31 protein-coding genes are annotated in these 26,059 nt (G+C 40.7%); 27 read left to right on the top strand and 4 right to left on the bottom strand.

Features of this window, described 5'->3' with window-relative positions; genetic code table 11:
* Positions 1-404: 404 nt before the first annotated feature.
* From VK080_RS02775 to VK080_RS02810, 8 genes are all read left to right on the top strand, one after another.
* Positions 405-551, top strand: coding sequence for a cytochrome c oxidase subunit 2A (locus VK080_RS02775; protein ID WP_324223275.1), 147 nt, complete (start codon positions 405-407; stop codon positions 549-551).
* A 30-nt stretch (positions 552-581) separates the two neighbouring features.
* Positions 582-1,088, top strand: coding sequence for a cytochrome c oxidase subunit II (locus VK080_RS02780; RefSeq protein WP_324223276.1), 507 nt, complete (start codon positions 582-584; stop codon positions 1,086-1,088).
* Positions 1,085-2,743 carry a b(o/a)3-type cytochrome-c oxidase subunit 1 gene (locus tag VK080_RS02785; protein ID WP_324223277.1) on the top strand — a complete coding sequence of 553 codons (1,659 nt, stop codon included), beginning with the start codon at positions 1,085-1,087 and terminating at the stop codon, positions 2,741-2,743. Before VK080_RS02780 ends, VK080_RS02785 begins: the two co-directional genes overlap by 4 nt.
* Before the next feature lie 472 nt (positions 2,744-3,215).
* Entirely contained in the window at positions 3,216-3,404 is a 189-nt protein-coding gene (locus tag VK080_RS02790) for a carbon storage regulator (protein WP_324223278.1), read from the top strand.
* 71 nt (positions 3,405-3,475) lie between these two features.
* Positions 3,476-4,891, top strand: coding sequence for a flagellin (locus VK080_RS02795; protein WP_324223279.1), 1,416 nt, complete (start codon positions 3,476-3,478; stop codon positions 4,889-4,891).
* Positions 4,892-5,249: 358 nt separating this feature from the next.
* Positions 5,250-5,351, top strand: a complete 102-nt coding sequence (locus VK080_RS02800) for a flagellin (protein WP_414672205.1) — start codon at positions 5,250-5,252, stop codon at positions 5,349-5,351.
* Between the two features lie 442 nt (positions 5,352-5,793).
* The gene (locus VK080_RS02805) at positions 5,794-6,669 is read left to right on the top strand and encodes a hypothetical protein (protein WP_324223280.1); all 876 of its coding nucleotides are present in this window, start codon (positions 5,794-5,796) and stop codon (positions 6,667-6,669) included.
* 426 nt (positions 6,670-7,095) lie between these two features.
* Complete coding sequence (locus VK080_RS02810) at positions 7,096-7,335, top strand: hypothetical protein (RefSeq protein WP_324223281.1); 240 nt, start codon at positions 7,096-7,098, stop codon at positions 7,333-7,335.
* Between the two features lie 91 nt (positions 7,336-7,426).
* Here the strand turns inward: VK080_RS02810 and VK080_RS02815 are convergent, their stop codons facing one another.
* On the bottom strand, positions 7,427-7,585 hold the full coding sequence (locus tag VK080_RS02815; protein WP_324223282.1) for a hypothetical protein: 159 nt from the start codon (positions 7,583-7,585) through the stop codon (positions 7,427-7,429).
* Between the two features lie 389 nt (positions 7,586-7,974).
* Here VK080_RS02815 and VK080_RS02820 point away from each other — a divergent pair, with 389 nt between their 5' ends.
* The 3 genes from VK080_RS02820 (at position 7,975) to VK080_RS02830 (ending at position 9,475) form a co-directional block, all read left to right on the top strand.
* Positions 7,975-8,337 (top strand): sigma-70 family RNA polymerase sigma factor, encoded by a 363-nt coding sequence (locus VK080_RS02820; protein WP_324223283.1) that lies wholly within the window; start codon positions 7,975-7,977, stop codon positions 8,335-8,337.
* Positions 8,338-8,365: 28 nt separating this feature from the next.
* Positions 8,366-8,494: a sigma factor-like helix-turn-helix DNA-binding protein gene (locus VK080_RS02825; protein ID WP_324223284.1), complete on the top strand. Its 129-nt coding sequence runs from the start codon at positions 8,366-8,368 to the stop codon at positions 8,492-8,494.
* 195 nt (positions 8,495-8,689) lie between these two features.
* Positions 8,690-9,475: an SDR family oxidoreductase gene (locus VK080_RS02830; RefSeq protein WP_324223285.1), complete on the top strand. Its 786-nt coding sequence runs from the start codon at positions 8,690-8,692 to the stop codon at positions 9,473-9,475.
* Here the strand turns inward: VK080_RS02830 and VK080_RS02835 are convergent.
* Both VK080_RS02835 and nadX read right to left on the bottom strand, forming a co-directional pair.
* Positions 9,448-9,732, bottom strand: coding sequence for a hypothetical protein (locus VK080_RS02835; protein ID WP_324223286.1), 285 nt, complete (start codon positions 9,730-9,732; stop codon positions 9,448-9,450). The genes VK080_RS02830 and VK080_RS02835 overlap by 28 nt on opposite strands.
* A gap of 229 nt (positions 9,733-9,961) precedes the next feature.
* Complete coding sequence (gene nadX / locus VK080_RS02840; RefSeq protein WP_324223287.1) at positions 9,962-10,744, bottom strand: aspartate dehydrogenase; 783 nt, start codon at positions 10,742-10,744, stop codon at positions 9,962-9,964.
* Positions 10,745-11,221: 477 nt separating this feature from the next.
* Between nadX and VK080_RS02845 the strand changes: the two genes are divergently transcribed.
* From VK080_RS02845 to VK080_RS02855, 3 genes are all read left to right on the top strand, one after another.
* On the top strand, positions 11,222-12,679 hold the full coding sequence (locus VK080_RS02845; protein ID WP_324223288.1) for an aldehyde dehydrogenase family protein: 1,458 nt from the start codon (positions 11,222-11,224) through the stop codon (positions 12,677-12,679).
* A gap of 18 nt (positions 12,680-12,697) precedes the next feature.
* Positions 12,698-13,558, top strand: a complete 861-nt coding sequence (locus VK080_RS02850; RefSeq protein WP_324223289.1) for a methyl-accepting chemotaxis protein — start codon at positions 12,698-12,700, stop codon at positions 13,556-13,558.
* A gap of 357 nt (positions 13,559-13,915) precedes the next feature.
* Positions 13,916-14,443, top strand: a complete 528-nt coding sequence (locus VK080_RS02855; protein WP_324223290.1) for a PilZ domain-containing protein — start codon at positions 13,916-13,918, stop codon at positions 14,441-14,443.
* A gap of 359 nt (positions 14,444-14,802) precedes the next feature.
* On the opposite strand, the gene VK080_RS02860 is transcribed toward VK080_RS02855, so the two are convergent.
* Positions 14,803-15,255 (bottom strand): carboxymuconolactone decarboxylase family protein, encoded by a 453-nt coding sequence (locus VK080_RS02860; protein ID WP_324223291.1) that lies wholly within the window; start codon positions 15,253-15,255, stop codon positions 14,803-14,805.
* A gap of 544 nt (positions 15,256-15,799) precedes the next feature.
* Here VK080_RS02860 and flgB point away from each other — a divergent pair.
* The 13 genes from flgB to VK080_RS02925 all read left to right on the top strand — a co-directional run.
* The gene (gene flgB, locus VK080_RS02865) at positions 15,800-16,198 is read left to right on the top strand and encodes a flagellar basal body rod protein FlgB (protein WP_324223292.1); all 399 of its coding nucleotides are present in this window, start codon (positions 15,800-15,802) and stop codon (positions 16,196-16,198) included.
* Between the two features lie 2 nt (positions 16,199-16,200).
* The gene (flgC, locus tag VK080_RS02870; protein ID WP_324223293.1) at positions 16,201-16,656 is read left to right on the top strand and encodes a flagellar basal body rod protein FlgC; all 456 of its coding nucleotides are present in this window, start codon (positions 16,201-16,203) and stop codon (positions 16,654-16,656) included.
* Positions 16,657-16,723: 67 nt separating this feature from the next.
* The gene (gene fliE / locus VK080_RS02875; protein ID WP_324223294.1) at positions 16,724-17,038 is read left to right on the top strand and encodes a flagellar hook-basal body complex protein FliE; all 315 of its coding nucleotides are present in this window, start codon (positions 16,724-16,726) and stop codon (positions 17,036-17,038) included.
* Positions 17,039-17,264: 226 nt separating this feature from the next.
* Entirely contained in the window at positions 17,265-18,866 is a 1,602-nt protein-coding gene (gene fliF / locus VK080_RS02880; RefSeq protein ID WP_324223295.1) for a flagellar basal-body MS-ring/collar protein FliF, read from the top strand.
* Between the two features lie 14 nt (positions 18,867-18,880).
* Positions 18,881-19,891, top strand: coding sequence for a flagellar motor switch protein FliG (fliG, locus tag VK080_RS02885; RefSeq protein WP_324223296.1), 1,011 nt, complete (start codon positions 18,881-18,883; stop codon positions 19,889-19,891).
* Positions 19,884-20,648 carry a flagellar assembly protein FliH gene (fliH, locus tag VK080_RS02890; RefSeq protein WP_324223297.1) on the top strand — a complete coding sequence of 255 codons (765 nt, stop codon included), beginning with the start codon at positions 19,884-19,886 and terminating at the stop codon, positions 20,646-20,648. Before fliG ends, fliH begins: the two co-directional genes overlap by 8 nt.
* Positions 20,645-21,958 carry a flagellar protein export ATPase FliI gene (fliI, locus tag VK080_RS02895; RefSeq protein WP_324223298.1) on the top strand — a complete coding sequence of 438 codons (1,314 nt, stop codon included), beginning with the start codon at positions 20,645-20,647 and terminating at the stop codon, positions 21,956-21,958. Before fliH ends, fliI begins: the two co-directional genes overlap by 4 nt.
* Complete coding sequence (gene fliJ / locus VK080_RS02900; RefSeq protein ID WP_324223299.1) at positions 21,958-22,422, top strand: flagellar export protein FliJ; 465 nt, start codon at positions 21,958-21,960, stop codon at positions 22,420-22,422. Before fliI ends, fliJ begins: the two co-directional genes overlap by 1 nt.
* A complete protein-coding gene (locus tag VK080_RS02905) occupies positions 22,409-23,011 on the top strand; it encodes a MotE family protein (protein WP_324223300.1) in 603 nt (200 codons plus the stop codon). Before fliJ ends, VK080_RS02905 begins: the two co-directional genes overlap by 14 nt.
* Positions 23,012-23,189: 178 nt before the next feature.
* Positions 23,190-24,572 (top strand): flagellar hook-length control protein FliK, encoded by a 1,383-nt coding sequence (locus tag VK080_RS02910; protein ID WP_324223301.1) that lies wholly within the window; start codon positions 23,190-23,192, stop codon positions 24,570-24,572.
* Positions 24,573-24,575: 3 nt separating this feature from the next.
* Complete coding sequence (flgD, locus tag VK080_RS02915; protein WP_324223302.1) at positions 24,576-25,058, top strand: flagellar hook assembly protein FlgD; 483 nt, start codon at positions 24,576-24,578, stop codon at positions 25,056-25,058.
* Position 25,059: 1 nt separating this feature from the next.
* On the top strand, positions 25,060-25,434 hold the full coding sequence (locus VK080_RS02920; RefSeq protein WP_324223303.1) for a TIGR02530 family flagellar biosynthesis protein: 375 nt from the start codon (positions 25,060-25,062) through the stop codon (positions 25,432-25,434).
* A gap of 90 nt (positions 25,435-25,524) precedes the next feature.
* The coding region (locus VK080_RS02925; RefSeq protein WP_324223304.1) for a flagellar hook-basal body complex protein at positions 25,525-26,059 on the top strand (535 nt) is incomplete at its 3' end.

Here is a 26,059-nt window from a genome sequence, read left to right on the forward strand (position 1 = left end):
GTTTTAGAAAAATATTAATACTACCTTCTTTTTTAACATTTACAGTGCTGGATTAATAATTCATTTCATATGGAGAAATGCCTGCTTATCAACCTCATCGCCCCTCTTTACCTGCGTTGTTTAAAAAGTCGCCAATAATAAGCGGCTAATGACTTCAATTTATATCATAACTTTTTAACACCCAATTTTTGCTTTAGTTCAGATATTTTTCACAAAATTATTAAGTATTTTTCACAAACCATTCACAAAACATTTAAAAAAAGAGTAGTAAATTCCGCCAATACGGGCTCTATACGCGTTATTGAAAAATTTGTGAAACCTTGTGAAATTACATGAACACTAATTCTAAATTGTGTATGATGGAAATAGAAACAGAACCAAACAGTTAAAGGGAGTGAATTACTATGGAAGACTTGCAACGCAAAGAAGAGAGGCAAGCGGTAAAAGGTAAAAAGCCCAATTTAAAAGGAACACTTATCTCTGTTATGTTCTTGGGACTTTTTATTATAGTCAGCTGGTTTGGCGTTTACATTCTATTCATGGTGCGGTAAAAGAAACGAATGCTCGGGGGGATGTTTAACATGCATTTACACAAGTATGAAAAAATCTGGTTATTATTTGGGATTGGCTCGCTGGTCTTTTTTCTTCTTATTATCGGGGTGGGTGCTTTTTATAAAGGAACACAACCTCCAAGTGAAAAAATGACCATTGACCCGCAAAATGTGGAAGCACATGATACCTTCAAACAGGAAAACCTGGGAATGACGAAAGTTGAGGATGATAAGTATATCGTTAATGTATTAGCTTCTGCATTTAATTATGATTTAGGTGTTGACGACGAAGGTTCCAGTGTTAAAAAAATCCGAATTCCAAAAGGTTCGACCGTATTATTTCAAGTAACATCAAAGGATGTCGTTCATGGATTTGAAATTGCCGGTACAAATGTCAACATGATGGTTGAACCAGGGTATATCAGCAGCTATGAAACAGTGCTGGATAAACCCGGAGAATATACGCTTGTCTGTAATGAATATTGCGGAACAGGCCATCACCTAATGTTCGCAACTGTGGAGGTGTATGAAGAATGATCAGCGAAAAGTTAGGCATATCAAAGCAGGAAGCCAATCTGTCCATGTCCTTTATTTATGTAGCATTTATTTCATTATTGATTGGCGGGCTTATGGGGCTGCTGCAGACATTAGTACGTTCGGGAACATTGACGTTGCCATGGGGCATTGACTATTACCAGATATTAACCGTTCATGGGGTCATATTAGGACTTGTTCTAACAACCTATTTTATTATTGGTTTTCAATATGCGCTCATGAATAAAACAGTTGGCATGACAGATAAACAGCGGAAGACAGCATGGTTTGGCTTCTGTGTCATGCTGGTCGGTACAATCATGGCATCTATTACTATTTTACTGGGGAAAGCCAATGTGCTCTATACATTTTATGCACCATTACAAGCACATCCGGCATTTTATATTGGGTTAGCACTTGTTATTATCGGGAGCTGGGTCGCCTGTTTTGTCAATTTCAGACAAATGTATGTGTGGAAAAAACAGCATAAAGGTGAAAAATCTCCTTTATTGGCGTTTATGGTTGTTATCAATATGCTTTTGTGGTTTATTGCGACATTAGGTGTTGCTGCAGCCGTATTAGTTCAATTTATTCCATGGTCATTAGGCTATGCGGAAACAATCAATATTTTAGTCAGCAGAACATTATTTTGGTATTTTGGTCATCCATTAGTCTATTTCTGGCTGCTGCCGGCGTATATGGCATGGTATGCGATTATTCCAAAGATTATTGGCGGGAAAATTTTCAGTGATTCATTAGCCCGTTTGTCTTTTGTATTATTTCTCATGTTTTCCATTCCGGTCGGGTTTCACCATCAGCTGACAGAGCCTGGCATCGATCCGTTATGGAAATTTATTCAGGTTGTTTTAACCTTTATGGTTATTATTCCATCGTTAATGACCGCATTCTCAATGTTCGCAACGTTTGAAATTACCGGTCGCAAAAAAGGCTATGGAGGTCTGTTTGGCTGGTTTAAACATCTGCCATGGAAAGACGTTCGGTTTTTAGCACCGATGATTGGTATGCTTGCCTTTATTCCTGGAGGTACTGGTGGAATTATTAATGCGTCCCATCAATTAAACCAGGTTATTCACAATACAATTTGGGTAACGGGACATTTTCACATAACAGTTGCAACAACCGTTATATTGTCGTTTTTCGGAATATCCTATTGGCTTATTCCAGCTTTAACAGGACGAAAATTAACATCCAAAATAAACAAGCTGGGCATTATCCAAACCATCGTCTGGACAGTCGGTATGACCATCATGTCTGGAGCCATGCATATTGCCGGACTGCTGGGAGCACCAAGACGGTCTTCTTACTCAGAGTACGGCGGAACAGAACAGGCGACTGATTGGATAGGCTATCAGGTAGCACAGGCAATAGGCGGTTCCATTTTATTCATCGGCATCCTGTTGATGGTATACATTTTCATTCAATTAGCATTCTTCTCACCTAAAGGAGAAGAAGAATTCCCGATTGCTGAAGAAGAACCAGATGCTGAACCGACGCCTAAGTTCCTGGAAAATTGGAAATTATGGATTGGACTGACTGTTGCATTAATTCTCTTTGCATACACCATTCCATTCATTGATATCATTCAGACGTCACCTCCAGGGTCACCGCCATTTGACTGGCCAATCGGAAATAGCTGATAATATTCTACGAAAAAGCAAAACCATGAGATTCTCTTCCTTGGTTTTGCTTTTTCTTAAATCGATAAATAGATTCCTATAGTTTCATACTAAACTATTGATAATAATCGGTTTGTATAAGCAGTCAAAAATAAATGGTTTGCTTTATAAAAAAATGGATGAAAGGCAATATACCTTCATCCTTTTTATTCTTTTGGTGAATACATGAATTAAGCTGAATCAATTTTTATAAAGTAACCGTTGTTAAAATACATATTAAGGTTCACTCCTGAAAAGGTCACGATCTCATTTTCAATACTGCAGATAGTGGTATTTAAGTTTAATCAAGTACGATATATTGTTGTTTTGCACTATTTTATTTAGGAAGGCTCCGTTTTGGGGGGCTAACCATAACAAAAATTTTTGATAAAACGTTAAAGAATATGAAATGTGTACCGATATAAATAATAGATCATCAAGGAGGATGAGACCCATGGCCCTAACGTTAGGACGAAAGCCCGGTGAAAAGATCTATTTAGTAGATGATCATGGGCGAGAGATTGAGATAGAAGTAGTAAAAAGGGATGAAAGACTAAGTAATTATACACAATTACGAATTAGCGCTCCACAAGAATTTAACATTATTCGTGGAGAGATTCACAATGGTAGTAACTCCAGTTAAGGAGTTATTATAAATCAGCAAGTTAAACGGATGTAACTTGCTAGAATACAAACACATGGAGGTAAGGAATTATGAGAATTAATCACAACATTGCGGCACTTAACACGTATCGTCAGTTGGGTAATGCAAACAATGCACAACAAGCTTCAATGGAGAAATTATCATCAGGTCTTCGTATTAACAACGCTTCAGATGATGCTGCAGGTCTTGCAATTTCTGAGAAGATGCGTGGGCAGATTCGTGGTTTGGAGCAAGCAGAAACGAATGCGCAAGACGGTATTTCCATGATCCAAACGGCGGAAGGTGCTTTGAATGAAACACATTCAATCCTTCAACGTATGCGTGAACTGGCCACACAAGCAGCAAACGATACAAACACCGAAACGGATCGTAATGAAATTCAAAAGGAGATTAACCAATTAACTTCTGAAATTAACCGTATTGGTAATACAACTGAATTTAATACTCAAAGCCTTTTAAATGGTGGAGTTACAGAGGTTTCGGTAACTGAAGATACAGCAAGTGTAGCTGGTACTGGTGCATCTTTCGGTAATTTTAATATTAATACACCTAGTCAATCAGGTACCCCTGGTACACCAGGTGTTTATGAAATTGAATTAACTTCAAATGTGTCTTCGGGTGAAACAATTACGGTTGGAGGTGTTTCATTAACAGAAGGCTCGGATTTTACTGCAGGAGCAGATACCGATGCAACAGCATCAGCAATTGCAACGGCATTAGGTTCTGAAGGTACTTTTAGTGCGACTGCTAGTTCTGGAGTAATTACACTTACAGAATCAACTGCATCTGGTTCTGATATTTCCGCTAGTGACTTTTCTGGAGGAGGTAGTGCTGGAACACCTGGCGAATATACCTTTGATATTGGAAGTAATGTTCAAGCTGGTGAAACCATCAACATTGGTGATGTTACATTAACAGAAGGAAATGAATTTTCACTCGGGGCGGACGACGAAGCAACAGCATCAGCAATTGCATCAGCACTAGATTCAGAAGGAACTTATTCAGCAACATCAACGGGTACTTCTATTCAAATTACTGAAACAACGGCTAGCGGAAATGATGTTCCTGAAGTAACTATTGGAACTGGAAATGGCTTTGAAGCAACCTTCCAAGTTGGTGCAAATGAAGGTCAAAGTATGTCCATTAAAATTGAAGATATGAGAGCAGCAGCCCTTGGTCTAACTGGTCAAGCAGGTACAGGTAACTTTACTGATAGTAATAATGTAACTGATGGTACCAATAATGATACTGTTGAAGCAGCTCTTGATGTATCTACACATGAAAGTGCAGCAGAGGCAATTACTATAATCAATAATGCAATTGAAACAGTATCATCACAACGTTCTGAACTTGGTGCATACCAAAACCGCTTGGATCACACAATCAATAACCTGGGTACTTCAGCTGAGAACTTAACTGCTGCTGAATCTCGTATCCGTGACGTAGATTATGCTTTAGTGGCTTAAGCCGCGACAAGCACAGTCGTCCTGGCTGGTAACGGCTAGTGATCATTATCGGGTGAATTGCTGGAAACCCCTTAGAACTTTTCTTACCACAACGTAATTGGAAACAATAAGCGTGAGGGTTCAAAAACAGAAAAGATTGGGCAATCAGCAGCCAAGCTCCTGTTCCGAAAGGATGGAGAAGGTTCAACGACTAGGATATACCATCTAAAGGCTAAGCCCAAGATGATGAAATCCGTAGGTGAAGCAACGTCGGTTTAACATTGCGAATCCGAAGTGCCCGACCCCTACCAGAATCCTGGAGGGTGAAGATATAGTCTGGTCATTTATGAAAGTAAATGTTCGCACGATGGCGAAAGAAATGATGAACCAAACTAAATCATCAATTCTTGCACAAGCATCACAAGCAATGTTGGCTCAATCTCAACAAATACCACAAGGGGTACTGCAACTCCTAAGGTAATTGTTGAAAGGGCGTCTTATCTAGCAATGGATAAGAGCATAACTGGGTGAATTGCTGGAACTTCCTAAAACTCTTTCAACCACAACGCAGCTGGAAACAGCAAACGTGACGGTTTGAAAATGAAGAAGATAGATGGATAATCAGCAGCCAAGCTCCTGTGCGGAAACGCTGGAGAAGGTCCAACGACTAGAGAATACGGTCTAAGGCAAAAGCTATGACTATGAATCTCGTAGGGCAGTTTTGATAAAGGAACTGTTCGAAGCTCCCAGCCCCACGTATTAAAGTGGGTGAAGATATAGTCTATTCTATGATCGAAAGACATAGCGGCGAAGCAAGCCAACCAAATGCCTCAAGGGGTATTACAACTACTACGATAATATTAGGTTGTTTAGAAGGGGCTCTGGTATATCTAGAGTCCCTTTGTATATAAGGGGTGATAGAGTTGGATTTGATCACACATTATATGGCACTAGTACATAATACTCAAACCTCAAAAATTTGGTGCTCATTCAATGATTTTTATAGTCAACGTGGAATTGGAGATGGTGAGTTTGAACTTGAATTTTTGCAAGACGATTTATATAGGGCTGCATTAACTGTAGGTAAGGGAAGCTTTGACGAGGTGTTTCGTATACCGTATTATTCAAAATATGAAATAGAATTTAGAATAGATATGGTTAGGGCTTTTTTGAACTTGGAGGGCGAACATGTTAAAAGATCTGAAGCATTTTATTTATTGGACCCCTCCGAAAAAGGTGCTATTAATTATTTTATAGGTATGATTTTCAGCCAGTCAATAGCCACTTCAAGGTTAAATGTAATATGGTTGGTTCATTTGGATTCTTATGACAAAAATCAATTAGAATATACGGGGGAAAATAGAAAAAGGCCTGATTTTATTGGGATTAGGAACGATGAAGAGAGAATTGTTTTAGAATCAAAAGGTTGGATGACTAAAAAGAATGATGGTATTCGTAATGCTTTAAGGCAATTACGTGCAGTTTTGAGTGTTGAAGGGGAACAAAATATCCTTAAAGTAGCTAGTATCTTATATGAAAGGAGCAGTCAATTATATTTAGATATAATTGATCCAAAAGAAAAAGGATTAATCAAAATATTTGCGGGTAAGTCGGATTATCTTAAGGATTATTATTCGAGAGTATTTAATTTATTACAAGGTTCAAAAGAAACTGTAGTAATTGATGATTGTATTTTTGTGATACGTAAAGTGAACTGCAAATTTTTAGAAATTGGCTTATTAAAGGACGTTTACGATATAATAAATGAAACAGTTAAAAATGAAAACAATAAAGGTTAAATTACTGAAAAGATTAAAAATGTAGTATTCAAAAGAGAACAGGATTTAAATTATATTGCTGAACATTACAATTTATCAGTTGGCCTCGACGGGATTTATGTAAAGACATTGGATTAGTTATGAACAAGAAAAGAGAGCCGATGCATTAATTGCCGAAATTTCTTAAATAAAGGAAAGATAAATTATTTAATAGAAAAACTAATCAAAGAGATAAATGCTGAATATGTGAAATTCAAGCAATTAGTTTTGGGGTAAAAAACTTTGGCGGAAAGGTGGATCCTTCCCTTCACATTGCATATCGGGTTCGGGTGCCTGTCACCTCCCGAATTTCATATTTTGTCGAAAAATGTCTTTATAAATGTAATAAGTCACAAAGTATGGGGACACTTCGTCTGCTTCCGTAAAGCAATTTGATAGGAGGAACGAATGGATAAAGAGCAGCAGGAACATAAGCGGTTTCTTGAACAACAGCTCCAGTGGTGTGAAGAACAAGATCGTATCTTAGAAGAAATAGAAAATAGGCTTCATAAAATGAAAAGACTAGCAGAATATTCTCTTGAGTATGAGCTTATTTCGGCAGAAATTGAAGATCTTAACGGGCATATGAGCGAATTGAAACAAGAGGTTCATTACTTACAACGGCAGTTACAGTCTGTTGTCCATTAAAGGCAAATGCATTTTCTATAAATTTTGCCCCATATCATCATCAAAAATCATTTCAAGCATTGGGAACTAGGACATCCCATCCTAGTGTTTGTTACGCACTTTCTTCCTTAGCTTTTAGTTCAGGCTGTACATATGGCACTTTGTCTTTCATGATTCGAAAAACAATATTCACCAATCTCCGCTCCACATACACCATTGCTTGTTTCTTTTTACGCCCTTCTTTAATCTTCTTTTGATAATAATCGTACATAATTGGATTGGTTTCTTTCCTAATCTGCGTTAATGCTAGGGAATAGTTGGCTTATCGGCTATCGGGGCATTTCTTTTAATTGAGATTTAGTCGCAGGTAAAAATCTCGCCAAATCCCGCTGTGAGAATGATTGCCTTTATTATTCTCATAGTTTATTTTGCCATGACACCACCAATATTTTGTGACCCCATTAGCGCAATTGAACTGGGTTATAATAAATAGTCTCCCTCACCGCTACAATCGAAATGAATGACTAAAAAGTGGCATACTGGGTAAAAAATTAAAAAACTTTTTATCTTGATGCCCCCAAATGCACATTTGTCTCGATTATAGTTATAAAGAGATGGTCTATTAAGCGCTGCTTTTTGGACTAATAGGGGGCGTTATAAATGGATAAACGTCAAGTGACATTTGATGAGATTTTCAAACAGAATGAGCGGCGGATTCATTACTATATTCATCGGCTGAACATCCGGGATCCGCATCAGGAGTATTATCAGGAAGGGCTGGTTGCCATGTGGGACGCGTACGAAAAATACCAGCCGGACAAAGGTCCAATGGCAACTTATTTTAACTACATTATCCGTAATCGCATGATTGATTTGATGCGAAAACAAAACAAAGAAAAGGAAAAAGCGGCGCATTATGCGAAGGAACATAGAATTCATGTTGATGATGGGAATAGCTATCGGAAGAAGGGGCTGAATTATCCCATTGTGAAAAAATGCCGAGTTTTGGCACGAAGTCCGTGATCAGCTTTCGGATAAGCAGTGGAAATGGGTGGAATATTCGATTATAGAGGACATGTCACTCAAGGCAATTGCTGAGCAGGAAGGTGTTACGGTCGAGGCTGTGAAAAGCTGGGGGAAGGCTGCAAGAAGGCGATTACGGAAACTGGCAGGTGACTAACGCAACGTGGCGTCATCGTTCCTCACAGGATAAAACATCACCAACATTTGACTATTGCGCATAAGGCTATTGATGAAGGGGAAGATAGAGGCGGAATCGATACTAAAAGTGTTTTTAGTGGAAGTGGGAATTTTTGTGCGTTTGTTTTCCCGGGGATAAATCGATCATTCATCATCATCTAAGGAGGAGTATAGGATGGCAGCTGATACAAAACGCTTTAATGACAAAACAGCTATTGTCACAGGCGCAGCATCCGGAATTGGATATGCCATTACGGAGCGGCTGATTAAGGAAGGTGCTTCGGTGATAGGAGCTGATTTAAATGCGGACCGCCTAAACGAATTGGAAAATGAGCTTGGCGGGCAATTTGTTGGAATGGAAACGGATGTCACGAAGGAAGCGGATCATGAGACATTAGTGGCAAAAGCAGTCGATCAATTTGGGAAGCTTGATTATGGATTTAATGTGGCCGGTGCAAGCAAAGCAGGAACGATTACCGATCTTTCCGAGGATGACTGGAATTTTACGGTGGATCTCATCTTGAACGGTGTCTTTTTGGGTATGAAACACCAGGGGCGCCAGATGAAAAAGCAGGATTCCGGCGGTGCGATTTTGAATGTTTCCTCATTAAACGCCCACGTACCGATGTATACGGGATCCGCTTATGCCTCCGCAAAAGCCGGTGTCGAAATGCTGACGAAAAATGGCGCATTGGAATTAGCCCGTCACAATATACGCGTCAATACCATCCTGCCGGGGCTTGTTGATACACCGCTAACCTCAGGATTTAATGAAAACGAAGAAATCAAAGAAGCCTTTATGGAACGTATTCCTATGAACCGTGCGGCAGATCCGAAAGAAATGGCCGGCCCCGCTCTCTTTTTGGTCAGTGACGATGCGAGTTATGTGAATGGTGCCAGCCTGCTTGTTGATGGGGCCTGGGCAGTAAGTGGTTATCCGGATTTGAGCAGGTGGGAATAGGGATAGTCTGCATCCGATAAGATGACATCAATGGGTGCGTTAAAAATAAAGTAGTCTGATTTGCAGCTGAAGTCAATTTGTTTGTATATATTCGAACTTACTAATTGGTGAGTCGTTAATGGAGACGGGCTCATCAATTCCAGTTTTCCGCCTGCCAGCTCGTAACGGTTTTCGTCATCCAGCGAGGCATAGTCATCGTAAGTGAGGTTATCTTCTTTGACGATTGTTATAATCCTTTTCTGATTTTTATGGCTCATTTGTGAGGCATTTCCTTCTTTTGAATTGACCCATAGTCTACCATTTCATCTAAAAAATGGCTATTCTGTTGATATTTTTGTTTTTGTCTGGGCTGCGGTTGTAAGAATAAAAACCTTCCCCGATAATTGTCTGGCTCATAGGGGAAGGTTTCATCCGTTATTAAACGGTTGTTCAGGCAGGCCTATTGTCTCAAAGAAACGCGGCTTAACGGCTGTTCGCCCATTCAGTCTAACCGCCTATTTTGATATGGTTTGTGATGCGCTTTAACGTCCCTAATATGCTCATCGCGGCAAGATGGCTTGTTTTCGGATTCTCCGCGAGCGGATTATTTGTCACTGAACAGGATGCCGTGCCAAAATCACCTTTGATGTCGATCGTATGGATGTTGTTTTCAACTGTTGGGTCGGCGATAATGGTCATGTTGGTTTGCTCGACACCCACACCAGCAAGGGATAAAATGATCGACACATTAATATTTTTCGGGAATTGCCTAATCGCTTCAGAAACTTTCCCGTCAAAAACCACAACTTCTTCCGTTGCAGCTTCACGATCAATCAGCGTCCGGGCCGGTTTTCGTGTTGTGATCGATACAGCATTTACCCCGCCAGTCGCGTGCGCATTTTGCAGGAGATCAAGCCCGCCAATCGCCCCCGATGGTAAGTGAATCGTCCGCCTATACGTTTCCGCTAAATTGTTCATCTCCCCGAGAAAATCCGTATCAGCCAAGGCTCCGATACTGATTAAAACAACATCTTTCTCAGGCAGAATGTTTGGTAACAATGCATGAACCGCCGCAATATTCGCCGCTTCCACAACGATATCAATCCCCGATTCAAGAAACGCATCGAGACGATCAAACAGTTTTACATCAAATTGACGCTCCAGCTCCTGGTATTTCACCCGATCCCGGACAAACACACTTCTGATTCGCATCTCACCGGTCCCGTTCTGATTGATTTCCTTCATTAAAAAATTCGCAATCGCACCCGCACCAACTATTCCGATGTTCATGCCCAGCCTCCTAAGTAACATAGCTTATACCTCTAATATACAGAGGTAAAATTTAAAGGACAAGTGGGGCAGGGTGTGGGCGCACGTTAGGGTGTTGCTCTCGCACGTTTGAGTGTCTTTCTTGCACGAGTTGGAGCAACTCTCGCACGTTTAGGCATCTTTCCCGCACAACTTGACGCTGCTCTCGCACGCTTGAGCAGCTCTCCCGCACGACTAGATGCAGCTCTCGCACGTATGAGCGCCTTTCCCGCACAACTTGGCGCTTCTCTCGCACGCTTGAGAAGTCTTCATGATATGTACGCTTTCCAATTTGACAGGGAGGCGTATTTTTTCATAATCGATGCAAAAAAACGTTAAAACAGCCATTTTAGCTGCTGAAATAGTGAAAGAAGATTCTGTACTATCATTAATACCTTTAATTTAAGCTATTTTTGCCGATATAAGAAAGAGATTTATTAACAACTAGGAGGTATATTATTGTTAAACATCAATTCATTAAACAAACAGTATATAGCCGGAACATGGCGTGACGGAAAAAGCAGCCGTGTACTGGCTGATAAAAATCCATACAATGGTAAGGTAATCACAGAATTTAAGATGGCTGCAACAGAAGATGTGGATGCCGCTTATCAAGCTGCACAGGCGGCAATGGATGAATGGAATCAGGTCAATCCTTACAAGCAGCGAGATATTCTGGAAAATGCAGCTAAATATATTGAGGAACATGAAGAAGATATTACTGATATTATTATAGATGAACTTGGTGGAACACGGTTAAAAGCCGCATTTGAAATCGGCCTTGTCAAAGATATGTTCAAGGAGGCAGCAACTTTTCCGCTTAAAATGGAAGGCAAAATTCTGCCATCTGTTGAAAATGGAAAAGAAAACCGTCTGTATCGTATGCCAGCAGGTGTCGTTGGGGTCATTAGCCCATTTAACTTCCCTTTCTTCCTTTCCGTCAAATCGATTGCCCCGGCAATTGGCGCGGGCAATGGTGTTGTCTTAAAAGCGCATGAGGAAACTCCAATTGTTGGCGGTACACTTATTGCCAAGATTTTTGAAGAAGTCGGTATTCCAAAGGGTTTGTTCAATGTCGTGGTCACCGATATCAGTGAAATCGGTGATACATTTGTGGAGCATCCAATTCCGCGAATCATTTCATTCACCGGATCGACCGGCGTCGGCCAGCATATCGCTCAGCTGGCGGTAAAACATTTTAAGAAACCACTCTTAGAATTGGGTGGGAACAGTGCCTTCATTATTCTTGACGATGCCGATATCGACTATGCGGTTAACGCAGCAGCCTTCAGTCGTTTCACGCATCAGGGGCAAATCTGCATGTCGGCTAATCGCATCATTGTGCATCAGTCTATTTACGATGAGTTCACAGCTAAATATAAGGAGAAAATTGCATCATTGAAAACTGGCGATCCTCGGGACCCAGATACGGTTATCGGCCCTGTCGTGAACGAAAACGCGGCCCAGAACCTGAAAGCAATCATTGAAAAGGGTATCGAACAGGGTGCCAAACCACTTCTGAAAGGAAATATCTCCGGCAATATGGTGGAACCAACCATATTAACTGATGTCACTCCGGATATGGCTGTCGCTCAAGACGAAATGTTTGGCCCTGTTGTTAGTGTAATGCCATTTGAAACAGATGAAGAGGCTATCCAAATAGCCAATAATACAAATTTCGGATTGAGTGGTGCCGTTCATACAGCTGATGGGGAGCGTGGCGTCCAATTAGCCAAAAAAGTGCATACTGGTATGATCCACGTCAATGACATCACCATCAATGACGAACCAATTGTCGCGTTCGGAGGTGAAAAACAATCCGGTCTTGGCCGACTAAATGGAGAATGGAGCCTTGAGGAATTTACGACCATGAAATGGATATCGGTCAACTACGGACAACGTCAATTACCATACTAACTGCAAAGGAGAACGATTATGACTAATGTAACACCGCAAACAGAGACAGAATCAGAATTATTGGATGCCTTTGTCAAAGTGGCGCCTTTTTTAAATAAATTGGTACAAGATGATATCACAGTCGGCATTTATGATACGGAAAAACTGATCATTAATATTCCCGGAGAGACATTCTCATTGAATGTCAAACCGGGTGATCCACTCGCGGAGGGTGACATTATCACAAATGCCATTAGGCAAAATAGTTCAAAATCGCAAATCTTACCGAAAGAATTATTTGGCTTCCCGCTAATTGCCCGCGCCATTCCGTTGCATGATGAGAACGGCACCGTCATTGGTGGTGTGGGACTCGGTACAAGTTTGGAAAAAGCAAATAAATTACACGAAGTAGCTGAAAGCCTTTCAGCAGTGGTAGAACAATCAGCCGCTTCCATCCAAGAAGTGACGAGCTCCATCAACGAGCTGGCTGAACACGTGACAAGCGTCTCATCACAAGTGAAAAAGGTCAGTGACAGCACAGATGATATTGGCGAGGTCTCAACGGTCGTTAAAGGTATCTCTGACCAAAGCAACCTGCTAGGTCTGAATGCGTCGATTGAAGCTGCGCGTGCCGGTGAGGCCGGGAAGGGCTTCGGTGTCGTCGCCGAGGAAATCCGGAAACTCGCTAATAACTCAAAAGATAACGTCGGGAAAATTGATGAATCGATAGAAAAGATCCAAAACTTGATTAATGAACTGGAGGATTCCTTCTCGGGTATCCATAAAATGACTGATACACAGGCAGCTGCCATCCAAGAAATCTCATCCACGGTGCAGGAAATCAGTACAAACGCCCAAGATTTGGCTAAATTAGCTGAAAATCAGCTGCAAACGGATTAAATAACGCATTGATTTTAATAATAACGAACCCGGAAAACCTTCGTAATGAAGGTCCCCGGGTTTTGACTAGACATGTTTTTCGACTCATTCGCCATTATATATTCCGATACCTCTCCAAAAGTGTTCATTTTTAATTACCGAAAACAGCCTACGCGAGTTTAGCAGTTGCAACATGATCCATTTTTATAAAAAATTAACTACTGTTTAAATTACTTTGCAGGTACAACTTTTTGACTGGAATTTGACACGTTAAATGACAAGTGCTATCTTTTTAATACTACCATTAATTTAGGACTTTCGTTGCATTGATTCATATTGTATGATAATACTGCTTGTTAATAGAAAGAGAGATGTATTATGCTATCAATCGATGGCGTTACGATTATTACAACAATTTTCATTATATTAACACTTGTTTTATTAATTTTACTGGCTGTGTTATTGAAAGAATTAAAAAAGAAAGACAAGAAAATAGATAAACTGTCAAAAAAAGTAAAAGAGATGAAAGAAGATACCAATAGTAGAGAAGCTTTTCGAGTCAATTTCTTCATAAAAAAATGTGCGTATTCAATACTAGAAATTGCTAACCAAACATCAATCGATAATTCATGGAAAGAAGGAGAAATTAGAGATCTTAGTTTTAAAGGTATGAAATTAATCTCTGATTTCGATCTCCCGGTTAAAAAAAGAGTAAATTTAAAAATTAAATTTAACTTAGGAGATGAAGACTTTACTTTAGTTGGTATCATTGTTCGCCAGGAAATTTATAAAGATGAACCACAAATGATATATGGTATTCAATTTATGAATGATACCCAAAACCAAAAAGCATTGTTTAAAGTTCTGAATAAAGTGGAGATTGAAAATAGAGAGTTAGAGCGTTAGATATCTGAGTAATTAAATGATTGCCCAGCCTGTTATGGTTAATATCCTATTACTTACATACAAATACACTTGGCATTCACTTTATCTGAGAGGTCTTTCATAAAGTTAATGGGAGTCTCTTTATGCTGCTTTTTCTTTTGTATAAGACGGTAGAATCCTCACAGCCCTTTTACCTTTCTGGCGGGCTTCCTCGCAGTCTGTTCATGCTTTAAGCTTCCCACCTAATTATTTAGGCAAAATATGTGAAGTGACACAGACCACATCGTTGAATTTATTCGTCTGATACACTTTATATACCAACTTACGTGAATATGAAAAAACCCCCACTTCAAGCGCGAGCAGGGATTTTTCCCCCTTCCCTAATTCGGCTGATACCGGCCAGGCACTGCACGCATTGTAATAGCCAAACGGTTCCAGCTGTTAATCGTATTAATCGCGTAAACTAAATCAACAAAATCTTTTTCATTAAATTGTTCTCTCACTTTATTATATAGCTCATCTGATATATCATGATTGGATATTTCGGTAATTGCTTCGGTCAGGGCTAAAGCTGCACGTTCTTTTTCGGAATAATAATCCGTTTCTCTCCATGCGTTCAAACCATACAGACGCTGCTCAGTTTCACCATTGGCACGTGCGTCTTTCGTATGCATATCAATACAAAACGCACATCCATTGATTTGTGATGCACGGGTTTTGACTAATTCCACAAGCGCTGAATCAAGGTTCGTTGACTTAACATACTTTTCGAACTCAACCATGATTGTTGCTGCTTCCGGTGCTATCGAATAATAATCTAACCGAGCTTGCATTTGACTCACCCCTTATTGTGATTAGCTTTCACCTACATATTAGGCCTCTTCAGACTAATTGACAAAAAGTATGCTTTTAACATAGTTAATGCTGAATTCGTAAAATTTATACCACCAACATTGATGACAGGATTCGAAATTACAAAAGACCACTTGTATACATGAACAGGATGACAGTGGTTTGCTTCCGGAAGTTGATGGACTGGATAGAAGACATCAAAAACAACACCAGAAAAGATATATTTCCATTAGTTGCAAACTAATCCATGTCAGGATATAGTAAAAATTGGAAATAATACACGCAATAAGTCCTAGGTCATTATAACCAATTTTATTATTTACAATAAAAAATGTCGAAATTTGATAGACTTATGAAAGGCCCTTTTAAATTACAATATTTGTATGGGTTAAATGGATTATGTAAGTCATTTCTGTAACGCTGGAAAAAGTATAAAATTATGGATGACTTTATAGGAAAAACTTCGGCACTTGTTATAAGATAAGGGGCCCCGGGTTTTTCTATTAACATGTTGGGGGATTATAAATGGAATTGTTTGGTGGTACGATTAAAACGCTTGAAGGTTCGCTTGATTACGCATCAGCTAAAAATCGAACGATTGCAAATAACATCTCAAATGTTGATACACCGGATTATAAGGCAAAAGATGTCGAATTTAAGAATGTCTTAAATGAGGCATTAGACCCATCGTTCGACACAAAACGAACACATGCAAAACATATACCTTTTGACAATGCGAGTCAGGGCCAACCATTCAGAGTAGTGACGAGACAAAATACGATGTACAACCATAATGGGAATAATGTTGATATCGATAAAGAAATGACAGATTTGGCCAAAAATCAGATCTATTATCAAAGTTTGGTTGACCGGATGAATGGTAAATTCGGCAGTCTGCAATCGGTGATTAGAGGGGGACAATAAAGATGACGATATTTAATGCCATAAACACCAGCGGCAGTGCATTAACCGCACAACGACTCCGTATGGATGTTGTTTCTTCCAACATTGCCAATGCACAAACAACAAGAGCAACCATGAACGAAGATGGTGAATATGAGCCATACAGAAGAAAAATGGTTGTAATGGAACCGGATGGAAAAAGCTTTCGTTCTTTGTTAAATCAAGCCACAAATTCTACAGGTGATTCCGGTGCCGGGGTGAAGGTGTCCGAGATAGCTGAAGATGAATCACCTTTTAAGGTTGTTTATAATCCAAATCACCCGGATGCGAATGAGGCTGGTTATGTAGAGATGCCAAATGTCGATCCATTAAAAGAGATGGTCGATTTAATGAGTGCAACGAGATCCTATGAAGCTAACATCACATCATTGAATGCAAGCAAAAACATGCTGATGAAAGCATTGGAGATAGGGAAATAGAAGTTATGACGGAAGAACAAGTCATAACGTGACATACTGCAAGTACATAGAATAAGGGGAGATTTCGATGAATTCTTTTGTGAATCGCGTCAACACCCAGCCTCTGTTACCCGATGCCAATTCCGGACCGGCTAAACCATCTGTTTCGCCGAGTGATGTGCAAAACAATTTTGCCAATGCCCTTAAAAATGCAATTGACGATGTAAATGAAGCCCAGATTGCTTCAGATCAAAAGACAGAGGCATTGGCGAAAGGTCAGATTGATAATCTGCACGATGTTATGATTACAGCCCAAAAGGCAAGTATTACGCTGGAAACATCTGTACAAGTTCAACGTAAAGTGATCGATGCTTATAACGAAATTATGCGTATGCAGATTTAATAGAAACCTATTGATAACAGATATGAAGAGAGAAACGGGCCCGGTTTTAATAGTAAGGTCATAACAGTTGGTATTAAATACAGGTTTTTTTCGTCTTTTACAGACAGATGTTTAATCATGTTAGAAAGTAGAAATTTATAGATAACCTTATAAGCATAACAAAGGGCTTTCGCTATTATTGCTTTGGCGATAAGCCGAGCTTTCCAAGAATTTGGCGGGGGAACATATGAAGGAAAAAATAATGAAATTCAAAGATACAGCTAAATCGTTTTGGACTGAACGGTCCAGAAGCCAAAAAGGGATTTTCATAGGTTCTGCTGCAATCGTTGTGGCTTTGATTATTGCGATTATACTATTTTCGTCTGATTCCAAATTCGTACCATTATATAACGATTTATCCTTACAAGAGGTAAGCCAAATTAAAACTGAATTGGATTCCAGGGGTGTACCTTATGAATTGGAAAATGGCGGAACAACCGTTAAGGTACCGGAAGCTGAGGTTGACTCACTGCTTGTAGATCTTGCGGGCCAAGGGATTCCGAACAGCGGGAATATTGATTATTCTTTTTTCAGTGATAATGCTTCCTGGGGTATAACAGATAATGAATTCGATATGATCAAGCTTGATGCGATGCAAACCGAATTAGCAAACCTGATAAAAGGCGTTGAAGGCATCAATGATGCTGAAGTCATGATCAATATGCCTGAAGAGCCTGTTTTTGTGAGTGAATCAACGCAAGAGGCAAGTGCTTCTATCGTGATCAACACGCAGCCAGGGTACGAATTTGAAGGGAATCAGATTGAATCGTTATACCATTTAGTATCCAAAGCTGTACCTAATTTGAAAGCAGAAAATATTGCCATCATGAATCAATATTTTGAATACTATGATCAGGATGCCCCTAATGGAACGGGTCAACAGGATACATATGCATATCAGCAAAATGTAAAGAAAGATATTGAAAAGGATATTAAGCAGAGACTTCAGCAAATGCTTGGCGCAATGGTGGGAATGGAAAATGTCATTGTTTCGGTCACAGCTGATGTAGACTTTACACAGGAGAACCGTGTTGAAGAATTGGTGGAACCTGTAGATATTGAAAACATGGAAGGTCTGCCGGTCAGTATCGAGAACATTGAGGAAACCTATGAAGGTAATCCGCCAGTTGGTGGTACTGCCGGTACAGGTGACGAGGATGTCCCAAATTATGAGGCTGCTGAAGAAGGCGAAAATGGCGATTACGAACTGTCAAAAGAAACGATTAATAATGAGTATAATCGGATTCGCAAAGAAATCGTTGAAAGTCCGTATAAGATCCGTGATTTGGGAATCCAGGTTGCAGTTGATGAAGTGAAAGGTGAACAGGACGGGGAGGTTCAATACCTCTCAGCTCAGGAACAGGAAACCGTCAGCGCCGGAATTTCATCAATTCTCGATTCAATCATTAGTACATCCATTGACGGTGAATATGATGAAGCGGTTCAGCCTCAGGAAAAAACGTCGATTGTATTTCAGGAATTCAGTGAAAGCATTGGTTCACCACAGTCGTCAACACCTGTCATCCCATTATGGATGTATATTGCCGGTGGTGTATTACTGGCTATTATCATTTTATTAATTATCATGCTGGTGCGCAGCCGGAAATCAAAAGACGAAGATGAAGTCATGGGACAAACCATGTCAACTGAAGTGGAAGATGACGTTCCGGAAATAGACCGTACGGAAGAATCTGAATCGGCTATACGCAAACGGCAATTGGAAAAAATGGCAAAAGACAACCCGGAAGATTTTGCTAAACTGCTAAGGAGCTGGATTGCGGATGATTAAGGAGTGTTATTCATATGGCTAGACAACATACGCTCACTGGAAAACAAAAAGCGGCAATTCTATTAATCTCCTTGGGCCCGGACGTATCTGCACAGGTGTATAAATATTTGTCAGAGGAAGAGATCGAAAAATTAAGCCTGGAAATTTCCTCCGTGAAAAAGGTTGAATCAGATTTAAAAGAAAATGTGCTTGATCAATTTCATCAACTTGCTTTAGCACAGGATTACATTTCGCAAGGCGGGATTGGATATGCGAAAACCGTGCTTGAAAAGGCATTTGGACAACAGGAAGCAAACAGTATCATTGAACGTCTGACAGCTTCACTTCAGGTTAGGCCATTTGATTTTGCACGGAAAGCAGAACCGCAGCAAATACTGAACTTTATACAAAATGAACATCCGCAAACCATTGCGCTTGTTTTATCGTATCTTGACCCGGAACAGGCCGGCCAGATATTGTCCGAATTGCCACAGGAGATGCAAGCGGAAATTGCAAAACGGATTGCGACAATGGATTCGACTTCACCGGAGATTGTCAGCCAGGTAGAACAAGTGCTGGAACGCAAAATTTCGTCCTCACTGACAGAGGATTATACACAGGCTGGCGGTATTCCATCAGTCGTTGAAGTATTAAATGGTGTTGACCGAAGCACCGAGAAAACGATACTCGATGCACTGGAAATACAGGACCCTGAACTGGCAGAAGAAATTAAGAAACGCATGTTTGTCTTTGAAGATATTGTTGTTCTCGATAATCGTGCTATCCAGCGTGTCATTCGGGAAGTTGATAATGAAGATTTACGGCTTTCCTTGAAGGCTGCCAGCGATGAAGTGAAAGAGATCGTCTTAAAAAATATGTCACAGCGAATGGCAGAATCATTTAAAGAAGAGATGGAATATATGGGACCTGTCCGGTTGCGTGATGTGGAAGAAGGACAAACGAGAATCGTCGAGGCCATACGCCGCCTCGAGGAAGTTGGCGAAATTGTCATTGCACGTGGTGGGAGTGACGATATCATTGTCTAGTATTTATTCAAATCAATCAAATGTCTTAAAGGAAAGACTTATCAAAGTCAGGTCAATCGAATTGAACAAACAGGATGAATCGGAACCTTCCACTGATCAAGAAAATGAACAGAAACACATACAGACAGAAATCAATCAGGCATATGAGGAACTTCAGCAAATAAAAGAGCAGCAAGACACATTACGGCAGCAAACAAATGCCGAAATAGAAGAAGCAAAAGCGAATTGGGAAACCGAAAAACAGCAATATATCGACGAGGCGAGACAGACTGGCTATACGGAGGGTTTTGAAGAGGGCAAGCGTGATAGCCTTCAGCAATACAAACAACTGCTGACAGATGCAAATGACATTGTCAAATCTGCAACAAAAGACTATTATGCCACCATTGAACAGAGTGATGAAGCGATTTTGGATTTGGCAATTCACATTGCAGAAAAAATCATTCAGCAAAAATTGGAAGAAAACCCGGAGACATTCAAATCGATTGTTGACTCAGCCATTAAGGAAATCAAGGATAAATCGGAAATTGCCATTCATGTTCATCCTGTTAACTATGATTTGGTTGTCCGGCAACAAGATGAGATGGCGTATCTTGTCGATAAAGATATAAACGTTTCTGTTTTTGTTAATGAGGATTTAAACGAAGGCAGCTGCCTGATTGACCATCCATTTGGACAAATTGATGCCAGCGTTGACACACAGCTGCAGGAATTGCGCGACATTTTACAGGAAGTCAGTATGGAGAACAGCCAATGAACATCGCGAAATATCTTGAAACCATTCATCAAGCTGATTCATTAAAACGTTATGGAAAAGTATTGCGCGTCGTTGGTCTTATGATTGAATCATTAGGTCCGGAGGCGAATATTGGTGAGGTTTGCCGTATACATAGTGCTGCTGACCGAAAAACTGTCTTAGCCGAGGTTGTCGGATTCAACAATGAAAAAATCGTCCTGATGCCATACGCGGAAGTGGCTGAAATTGGCCCGGGTTGTCTGGTGGAAGCTACAGGAAAGGCGTTAACCGTTAAAATCGGCCGCGGATTAATTGGGAAAGTGGTTGATTCACTTGGAGAATGTTTAGATGGTTCGAAGCTGCCTAAAGGATTATCGAATTATTTAACCGAACAAGCGCCGCCAAATCCTTTATCGCGTCCGCAAATAACGGAACCTTTCCAGGTTGGGGTCAAGGCCGTTGATTCACTTTTGACAGTAGGCAAAGGCCAGCGAATTGGCATTTTTGCCGGAAGTGGGGTTGGTAAGAGTACACTCCTCGGTATGATTGCCCGCAATAGCAGTGCAGATGTAAATGTCATCGCCCTGATTGGAGAGCGTGGACGTGAAGTCCGGGAATTTATTGAAAATGATCTCGGTGAAGAAGGCTTAAAAAAATCCATCGTTGTTGTTGCCACTTCAGATCAGCCAGCATTAATGCGGATTAAAGGTGCTTATACTGCAACGGCTATCAGCGAATATTTCCGGGGATTGGGACTTCAGGTCAATTTGATGATGGATTCAGTAACACGGGTAGCCATGGCTCAAAGGGAAGTTGGGTTGGCTACAGGTGAGCCGCCGACAACCAAAGGCTATACACCGTCTGTTTTTGCTGCACTTCCCAAATTGCTCGAACGGACTGGAACGAGTAAAAACGGGACCATTACAGCTTTTTACACCGTTTTGGTCGATGGTGATGATATGAATGAACCGGTTGCTGATACAGTCCGGGGTATATTGGACGGCCATTTTATCCTGGACCGTAAACTGGCTGAACAAGGACAATACCCGGCAATCAATCCGTTAAAATCAATCAGCAGGGTCATGAACAAAATTGTCAGCCGGGAACACTTGGCTGCGGCGCAGCAAATCAGGGAGTTTATGGCGCGGTATGAGGAAAATAGTGAACTGATTCAAATTGGTGCGTATAAGCGGGGAACCAACCAGGAAATTGATCAGGCTATTTCATACTATCCCAAGATACAGGCATTTTTAAAACAGGGAATTTCAGAATATCATTCATTGGAAGATTCGATTACTCAGATGCAAAAGCTGCTGAATGGAGGCATTTAATGGCGGAAACAGCTGCACTCTCTAAAATTTTACATGTGCGTGAGAATGAGAAGAATGTTGCCGAGAAATCTTATCAGAAGTCAATTGATCTATTTGAAGAAGTTGCGACACGACTATATAACTTGCTCCGAAAAAAAGAAACAGCAGAATCATCTTATGAAGATTACCTGCAGCAGACAACGTCAATTGACAAAATCAGAGAGCAGTCTGCATATATTGAGAAGTTGAATAAACAAATTGTGGAACTGCAATCTGAAATGCAGAGAGCCCGAAATGACATGGAAGCAAAACATGAACGTTTGAATCATGCCTATGTGGAAGTGAAAAAGTTTGAAAAAATAATTGAACACCGGCACAAGGAAAATGCAGCCATCATAAGAAAGCATGAACAGGCATTAATGGATGAAATATCCGTCCAACAGTATTTAAGCCAAAAAACAGGTGAGTCATATGGCAGTGACTAATCAAAAAGAAAAAAAGAAAATGAATCCGTTCTTATGGTTCTTATTTGCCATTGTCATTCCGGTCATCATGGCAATTACGCTTATCCTTATTATATTGACTGTTGCTGGTGTTGATGTGCTCGGCTGGGCTAAAGAAACCGGAAATAGTATACCTGTTGTATCCAATGTCATAGAAACGGACAAAGAGAAAGATGAGCAACGGTCAGAGGAAAAATTGAAAGATACGATTGCCAGTAAAGACGAAGAAATTGCTGCCCTTAACCAGCAAATTTCCAATTTGGAATCAACCATTGATGGCATGGAACAGGAAATAGCCAGACTTGAAAATAATGAAGCGGCAGCCGACGATACAGCATCGGAAAACGGGAAAGAGGGAACATCCCGGACGGACTCGATCCAAACGATTTCGTCCTCTTTTACAGAAATGGATAATGAACAGGCGGCACAAATCCTGCAAAATATGGAGCAGGACTTGACGATATCAATTCTGGAAAATCTTCCAAATGATGTCCGCGGTGAAATTTTCGAAGCGATGGAACCCGAATTGGCAGCTGAATTAACCCAGCAATTCGTAAATCGCACAGATTAGAAGAAAAATGATACTTGAAGAGGATGTTCAAAAAGTCCGGTAACAATGACCCATCGAATAGGGGACCTTCTACTAAAACCGCCCACGGCCTGTGGCGGGCGCAGAAGTCCACAAACAAGAGAAGCTCGTTGGCTTGTTATCCTCCTTTTTGAACACGCACTTGAAAGGGGGTGATAAATTGAATGCGGTCGGAATGATGTTTCAGCAAGTTATGCAGACAAAAGGCGCTTCCCGGCAAACGCGTGCAAATGCTGCTGAAGGAGACAAGCAAGTCTTCCAAAATCTATTAACAAATTCCAAGACAAGTAAGAGTCAGTCACTTAATACACAAAAAGAAGGACAAGGCAAAATGTCTCTGGTTAAAATGCTGTTGGGGGCGGATAAGTTCATTGATCGTGCAGCGGCAAAAGAGGAAATACTGCAAAAGCTGGAAGCATTGCTTGCGATGAATAAGGACGGGACAGAATCTGCAGAAGTCATGCAAATGCTAAAAGAGACACTTGATCGTATGGCTATGGGTCAGGACGGTCCCGCATCAACAGAAGCAGCAATACAGTTGGTGGAAAAGTCGATTGACACACTTAACCTGGAACAGGAGAGTAAAACAGCAAAAAATACAGAGGACAATAAGGCTGTAACATTACTTGCAAATATGCAAGCAGCACCGGAAGTGTTAAATAAGGAAGTCCTGCAAAAACAATTTGAAGCATTGTTTGCAAAAGTTGAAAAGCTGTTATCACAAATTACGGATCAAAAAAGCACTTTAAAGGTAGCGTCAGAGTTGTTGAAAGTTCTGGAACAATGGGCTGCGTTAGAGAAGAAAAGTAACCATCAATCAAGTATGATTTTCGAATCAGGTAAACATAACGGCAAAGAACAAACAATCTGGAGAGAACTGGTACAAGCCTTTCAAAAGAGACATCAGCTTGTATCGAAGCAGCAGTATAACACAAATGCGAAAGTAACCAGTACGGATGTTGCAAAGTGGCTGCAAAACGCGATAAAAAGCCAGGGACAACCGGAAAAGACATTTCAGCAGTCCATGACATTCACGTCGTCAATGCCGTTATCAAAAATTGAACAATATGTTATTCATTTGAATCAGACACAAAACGCCCAACCTGCTGATCAGCAATTAATTGAGCAGTTCCAAAAGGTCATGAAAACCAGTAAGTTTTTAACGATGCAGAATGGGACCTCACAGTTAAATATGACATTGCGTCCTGAAAATCTTGGCGACATGATGGTGAAGCTGACACAGATGAATGGCGAAATGACGGTGAAAATTGTTGTCACATCAGCTGCTGCAAAAGAAATGCTTGAAGCAAATATGCACCAGCTGAAAAGTATGTTTTCACCACAACAAGTAGTCGTTGAAAAGCAGGAAATTACATCACAGCAAGCACAAACCCATCAGCGCGACCATGGTGAGGGTGAACACCCAATGGACGATCACGATGAGGGACAGTCAGATCATTCCGAACAACACGATAACCCTGAAGATGAAGAAGATTTTGATTCACAGTTTCAAAAGGTGTTAATGAATGAGGAGGTGTCGTGACATATGACGTCAATCGATTCGTCGCTTTATTTGCAGAATCAGCAGGCAGAGCGTGTTCCAAGTCCAGAGCTTGGCAAAGATGAGTTCCTTAAAATTTTAATGACGCAGCTCCAAAATCAGGATCCAACGAGTCCCATGGATAACAGTCAATTCATATCACAAATGGCATCATTTTCACAGCTGGAACAAACCATGAATATGGCAAATTCGATTGATCGGCTTGTACAGCACCAGAACGTTTCGCCGATTCTCCAATACAGTCATATGATTGGAAGGGAAGTCTCCTATCAGGTATATGATGAAGAAACCGGAGAAGAGCTGGACATTCAGACAAGTAATGTTATTGCTGTCAGCCAGTATGAAGGACAGGCTGTATTGAATCTGGAAAATGGTGAAAAGATTTACGCTGATTCTGTTACACGAGTAAGTGATCCAAACGCTGAAACAGATGCGGAGACCAAACCTGACGATGAAGGAAGTGATTAATATGGATCACCGTATACATCAACTACAGCAGCAACACGCATTGCCGCTTCCGTCAGTCAGAAAACCAGCAGAAAATAAAGCTAAAGACAGTTTTAAAGATGTGCTGGCAGGTGTTCAGGATGTAAAAATCAGCAAGCACGCTAAAGCACGGTTAAATGAACGAAATATCGACATTAATGATAATCAGTGGCAGGCGATTTCAGAAAAAATCACTGAAGCAAAAGGAAAAGGTGTTACAGATTCACTCGTCTTGACAGATGATGCAGCATTACTTGTCAATACGAAGAATAACACAGTCGTAACAGCGATGAATAAGGCAGAAGCGACCAGTAGAATTTTTACCAACATAAATGGCACGATTCTGATAGACGAATAGGCTGGACCCGATTGGGAGGCCAATATGCTGTTGACCGACAGATACAGCATTGAATCGGAAGCCAAAAAACCAATAAAGGGGAGAGATGACATGTTACGTTCCATGTATGCAGGCATTTCCGGAATGAAAGGATTTCAGACAAAATTGGATGTTATCGGCAACAACATTGCCAATGTCAATACGGCAGGTTTCAAGAAAGGCCGTGTGACGTTTCAGGATTTATTGAGTCAGACAACTACCGGGGCTTCGGGGCCAACGGATAACCGTGGTGGTATTAACCCTTCACAGGTCGGTTTAGGTTCCCAATTAGGTTCGATCGATGATATTCACACACAGGGGTTTAGCCAAACAACAAACAACCCGCTGGATCTGCAGCTGGAAGGTGATGGGATGTTCATCCTGGATACGCCGGATGGACAAGCATATACGCGAGCAGGAAATTTTTATCTGGATGCTGAGGGTAATATCGTGAATTCGGACGGTTACTATCTGGTTGGGAGTGATGGAAACTCTCCACTGACGATTCCGGATGAGGCAACAAGTATCAATATTGAAAAAAACGGTACGATTACGTATGTGAACGATCAAAATGAAGTGGTAGATGATCAGCAAATTGGAGTGGCTG

Source organism: Lentibacillus sp. (assembly GCF_035301925.1).
Classification (GTDB): Bacteria; Bacillota; Bacilli; order Bacillales; family Amphibacillaceae; genus Lentibacillus.

Excerpts from the sequence above, each read along its gene's own strand:
- VK080_RS02775 (WP_324223275.1), top strand. The coding sequence starts at position 405 with ATGGAAGACTTGCAACGCAAAGAAGAGAGGCAAGCGGTAAAAGGTAAA.
- VK080_RS02780 (WP_324223276.1), top strand. The coding sequence starts at position 582 with ATGCATTTACACAAGTATGAAAAAATCTGGTTATTATTTGGGATTGGC.
- VK080_RS02785 (WP_324223277.1), top strand. The coding sequence starts at position 1,085 with ATGATCAGCGAAAAGTTAGGCATATCAAAGCAGGAAGCCAATCTGTCC.
- VK080_RS02790 (WP_324223278.1), top strand. The coding sequence starts at position 3,216 with ATGGCCCTAACGTTAGGACGAAAGCCCGGTGAAAAGATCTATTTAGTA.
- VK080_RS02795 (WP_324223279.1), top strand. The coding sequence starts at position 3,476 with ATGAGAATTAATCACAACATTGCGGCACTTAACACGTATCGTCAGTTG.
- VK080_RS02800 (WP_414672205.1), top strand. The coding sequence starts at position 5,250 with ATGATGAACCAAACTAAATCATCAATTCTTGCACAAGCATCACAAGCA.
- VK080_RS02810 (WP_324223281.1), top strand. The coding sequence starts at position 7,096 with ATGGATAAAGAGCAGCAGGAACATAAGCGGTTTCTTGAACAACAGCTC.
- VK080_RS02815 (WP_324223282.1), bottom strand. The coding sequence starts at position 7,585 with ATGTACGATTATTATCAAAAGAAGATTAAAGAAGGGCGTAAAAAGAAA.
- VK080_RS02820 (WP_324223283.1), top strand. The coding sequence starts at position 7,975 with ATGGATAAACGTCAAGTGACATTTGATGAGATTTTCAAACAGAATGAG.
- VK080_RS02830 (WP_324223285.1), top strand. The coding sequence starts at position 8,690 with ATGGCAGCTGATACAAAACGCTTTAATGACAAAACAGCTATTGTCACA.
- VK080_RS02835 (WP_324223286.1), bottom strand. The coding sequence starts at position 9,732 with ATGAGCCATAAAAATCAGAAAAGGATTATAACAATCGTCAAAGAAGAT.
- nadX (WP_324223287.1), bottom strand. The coding sequence starts at position 10,744 with ATGAACATCGGAATAGTTGGTGCGGGTGCGATTGCGAATTTTTTAATG.
- VK080_RS02850 (WP_324223289.1), top strand. The coding sequence starts at position 12,698 with ATGACTAATGTAACACCGCAAACAGAGACAGAATCAGAATTATTGGAT.
- VK080_RS02855 (WP_324223290.1), top strand. The coding sequence starts at position 13,916 with ATGCTATCAATCGATGGCGTTACGATTATTACAACAATTTTCATTATA.
- VK080_RS02860 (WP_324223291.1), bottom strand. The coding sequence starts at position 15,255 with ATGCAAGCTCGGTTAGATTATTATTCGATAGCACCGGAAGCAGCAACA.
- flgB (WP_324223292.1), top strand. The coding sequence starts at position 15,800 with ATGGAATTGTTTGGTGGTACGATTAAAACGCTTGAAGGTTCGCTTGAT.
- flgC (WP_324223293.1), top strand. The coding sequence starts at position 16,201 with ATGACGATATTTAATGCCATAAACACCAGCGGCAGTGCATTAACCGCA.
- fliE (WP_324223294.1), top strand. The coding sequence starts at position 16,724 with ATGAATTCTTTTGTGAATCGCGTCAACACCCAGCCTCTGTTACCCGAT.
- fliF (WP_324223295.1), top strand. The coding sequence starts at position 17,265 with ATGAAGGAAAAAATAATGAAATTCAAAGATACAGCTAAATCGTTTTGG.
- fliG (WP_324223296.1), top strand. The coding sequence starts at position 18,881 with ATGGCTAGACAACATACGCTCACTGGAAAACAAAAAGCGGCAATTCTA.
- fliI (WP_324223298.1), top strand. The coding sequence starts at position 20,645 with ATGAACATCGCGAAATATCTTGAAACCATTCATCAAGCTGATTCATTA.
- fliJ (WP_324223299.1), top strand. The coding sequence starts at position 21,958 with ATGGCGGAAACAGCTGCACTCTCTAAAATTTTACATGTGCGTGAGAAT.
- VK080_RS02905 (WP_324223300.1), top strand. The coding sequence starts at position 22,409 with ATGGCAGTGACTAATCAAAAAGAAAAAAAGAAAATGAATCCGTTCTTA.
- flgD (WP_324223302.1), top strand. The coding sequence starts at position 24,576 with ATGACGTCAATCGATTCGTCGCTTTATTTGCAGAATCAGCAGGCAGAG.
- VK080_RS02920 (WP_324223303.1), top strand. The coding sequence starts at position 25,060 with ATGGATCACCGTATACATCAACTACAGCAGCAACACGCATTGCCGCTT.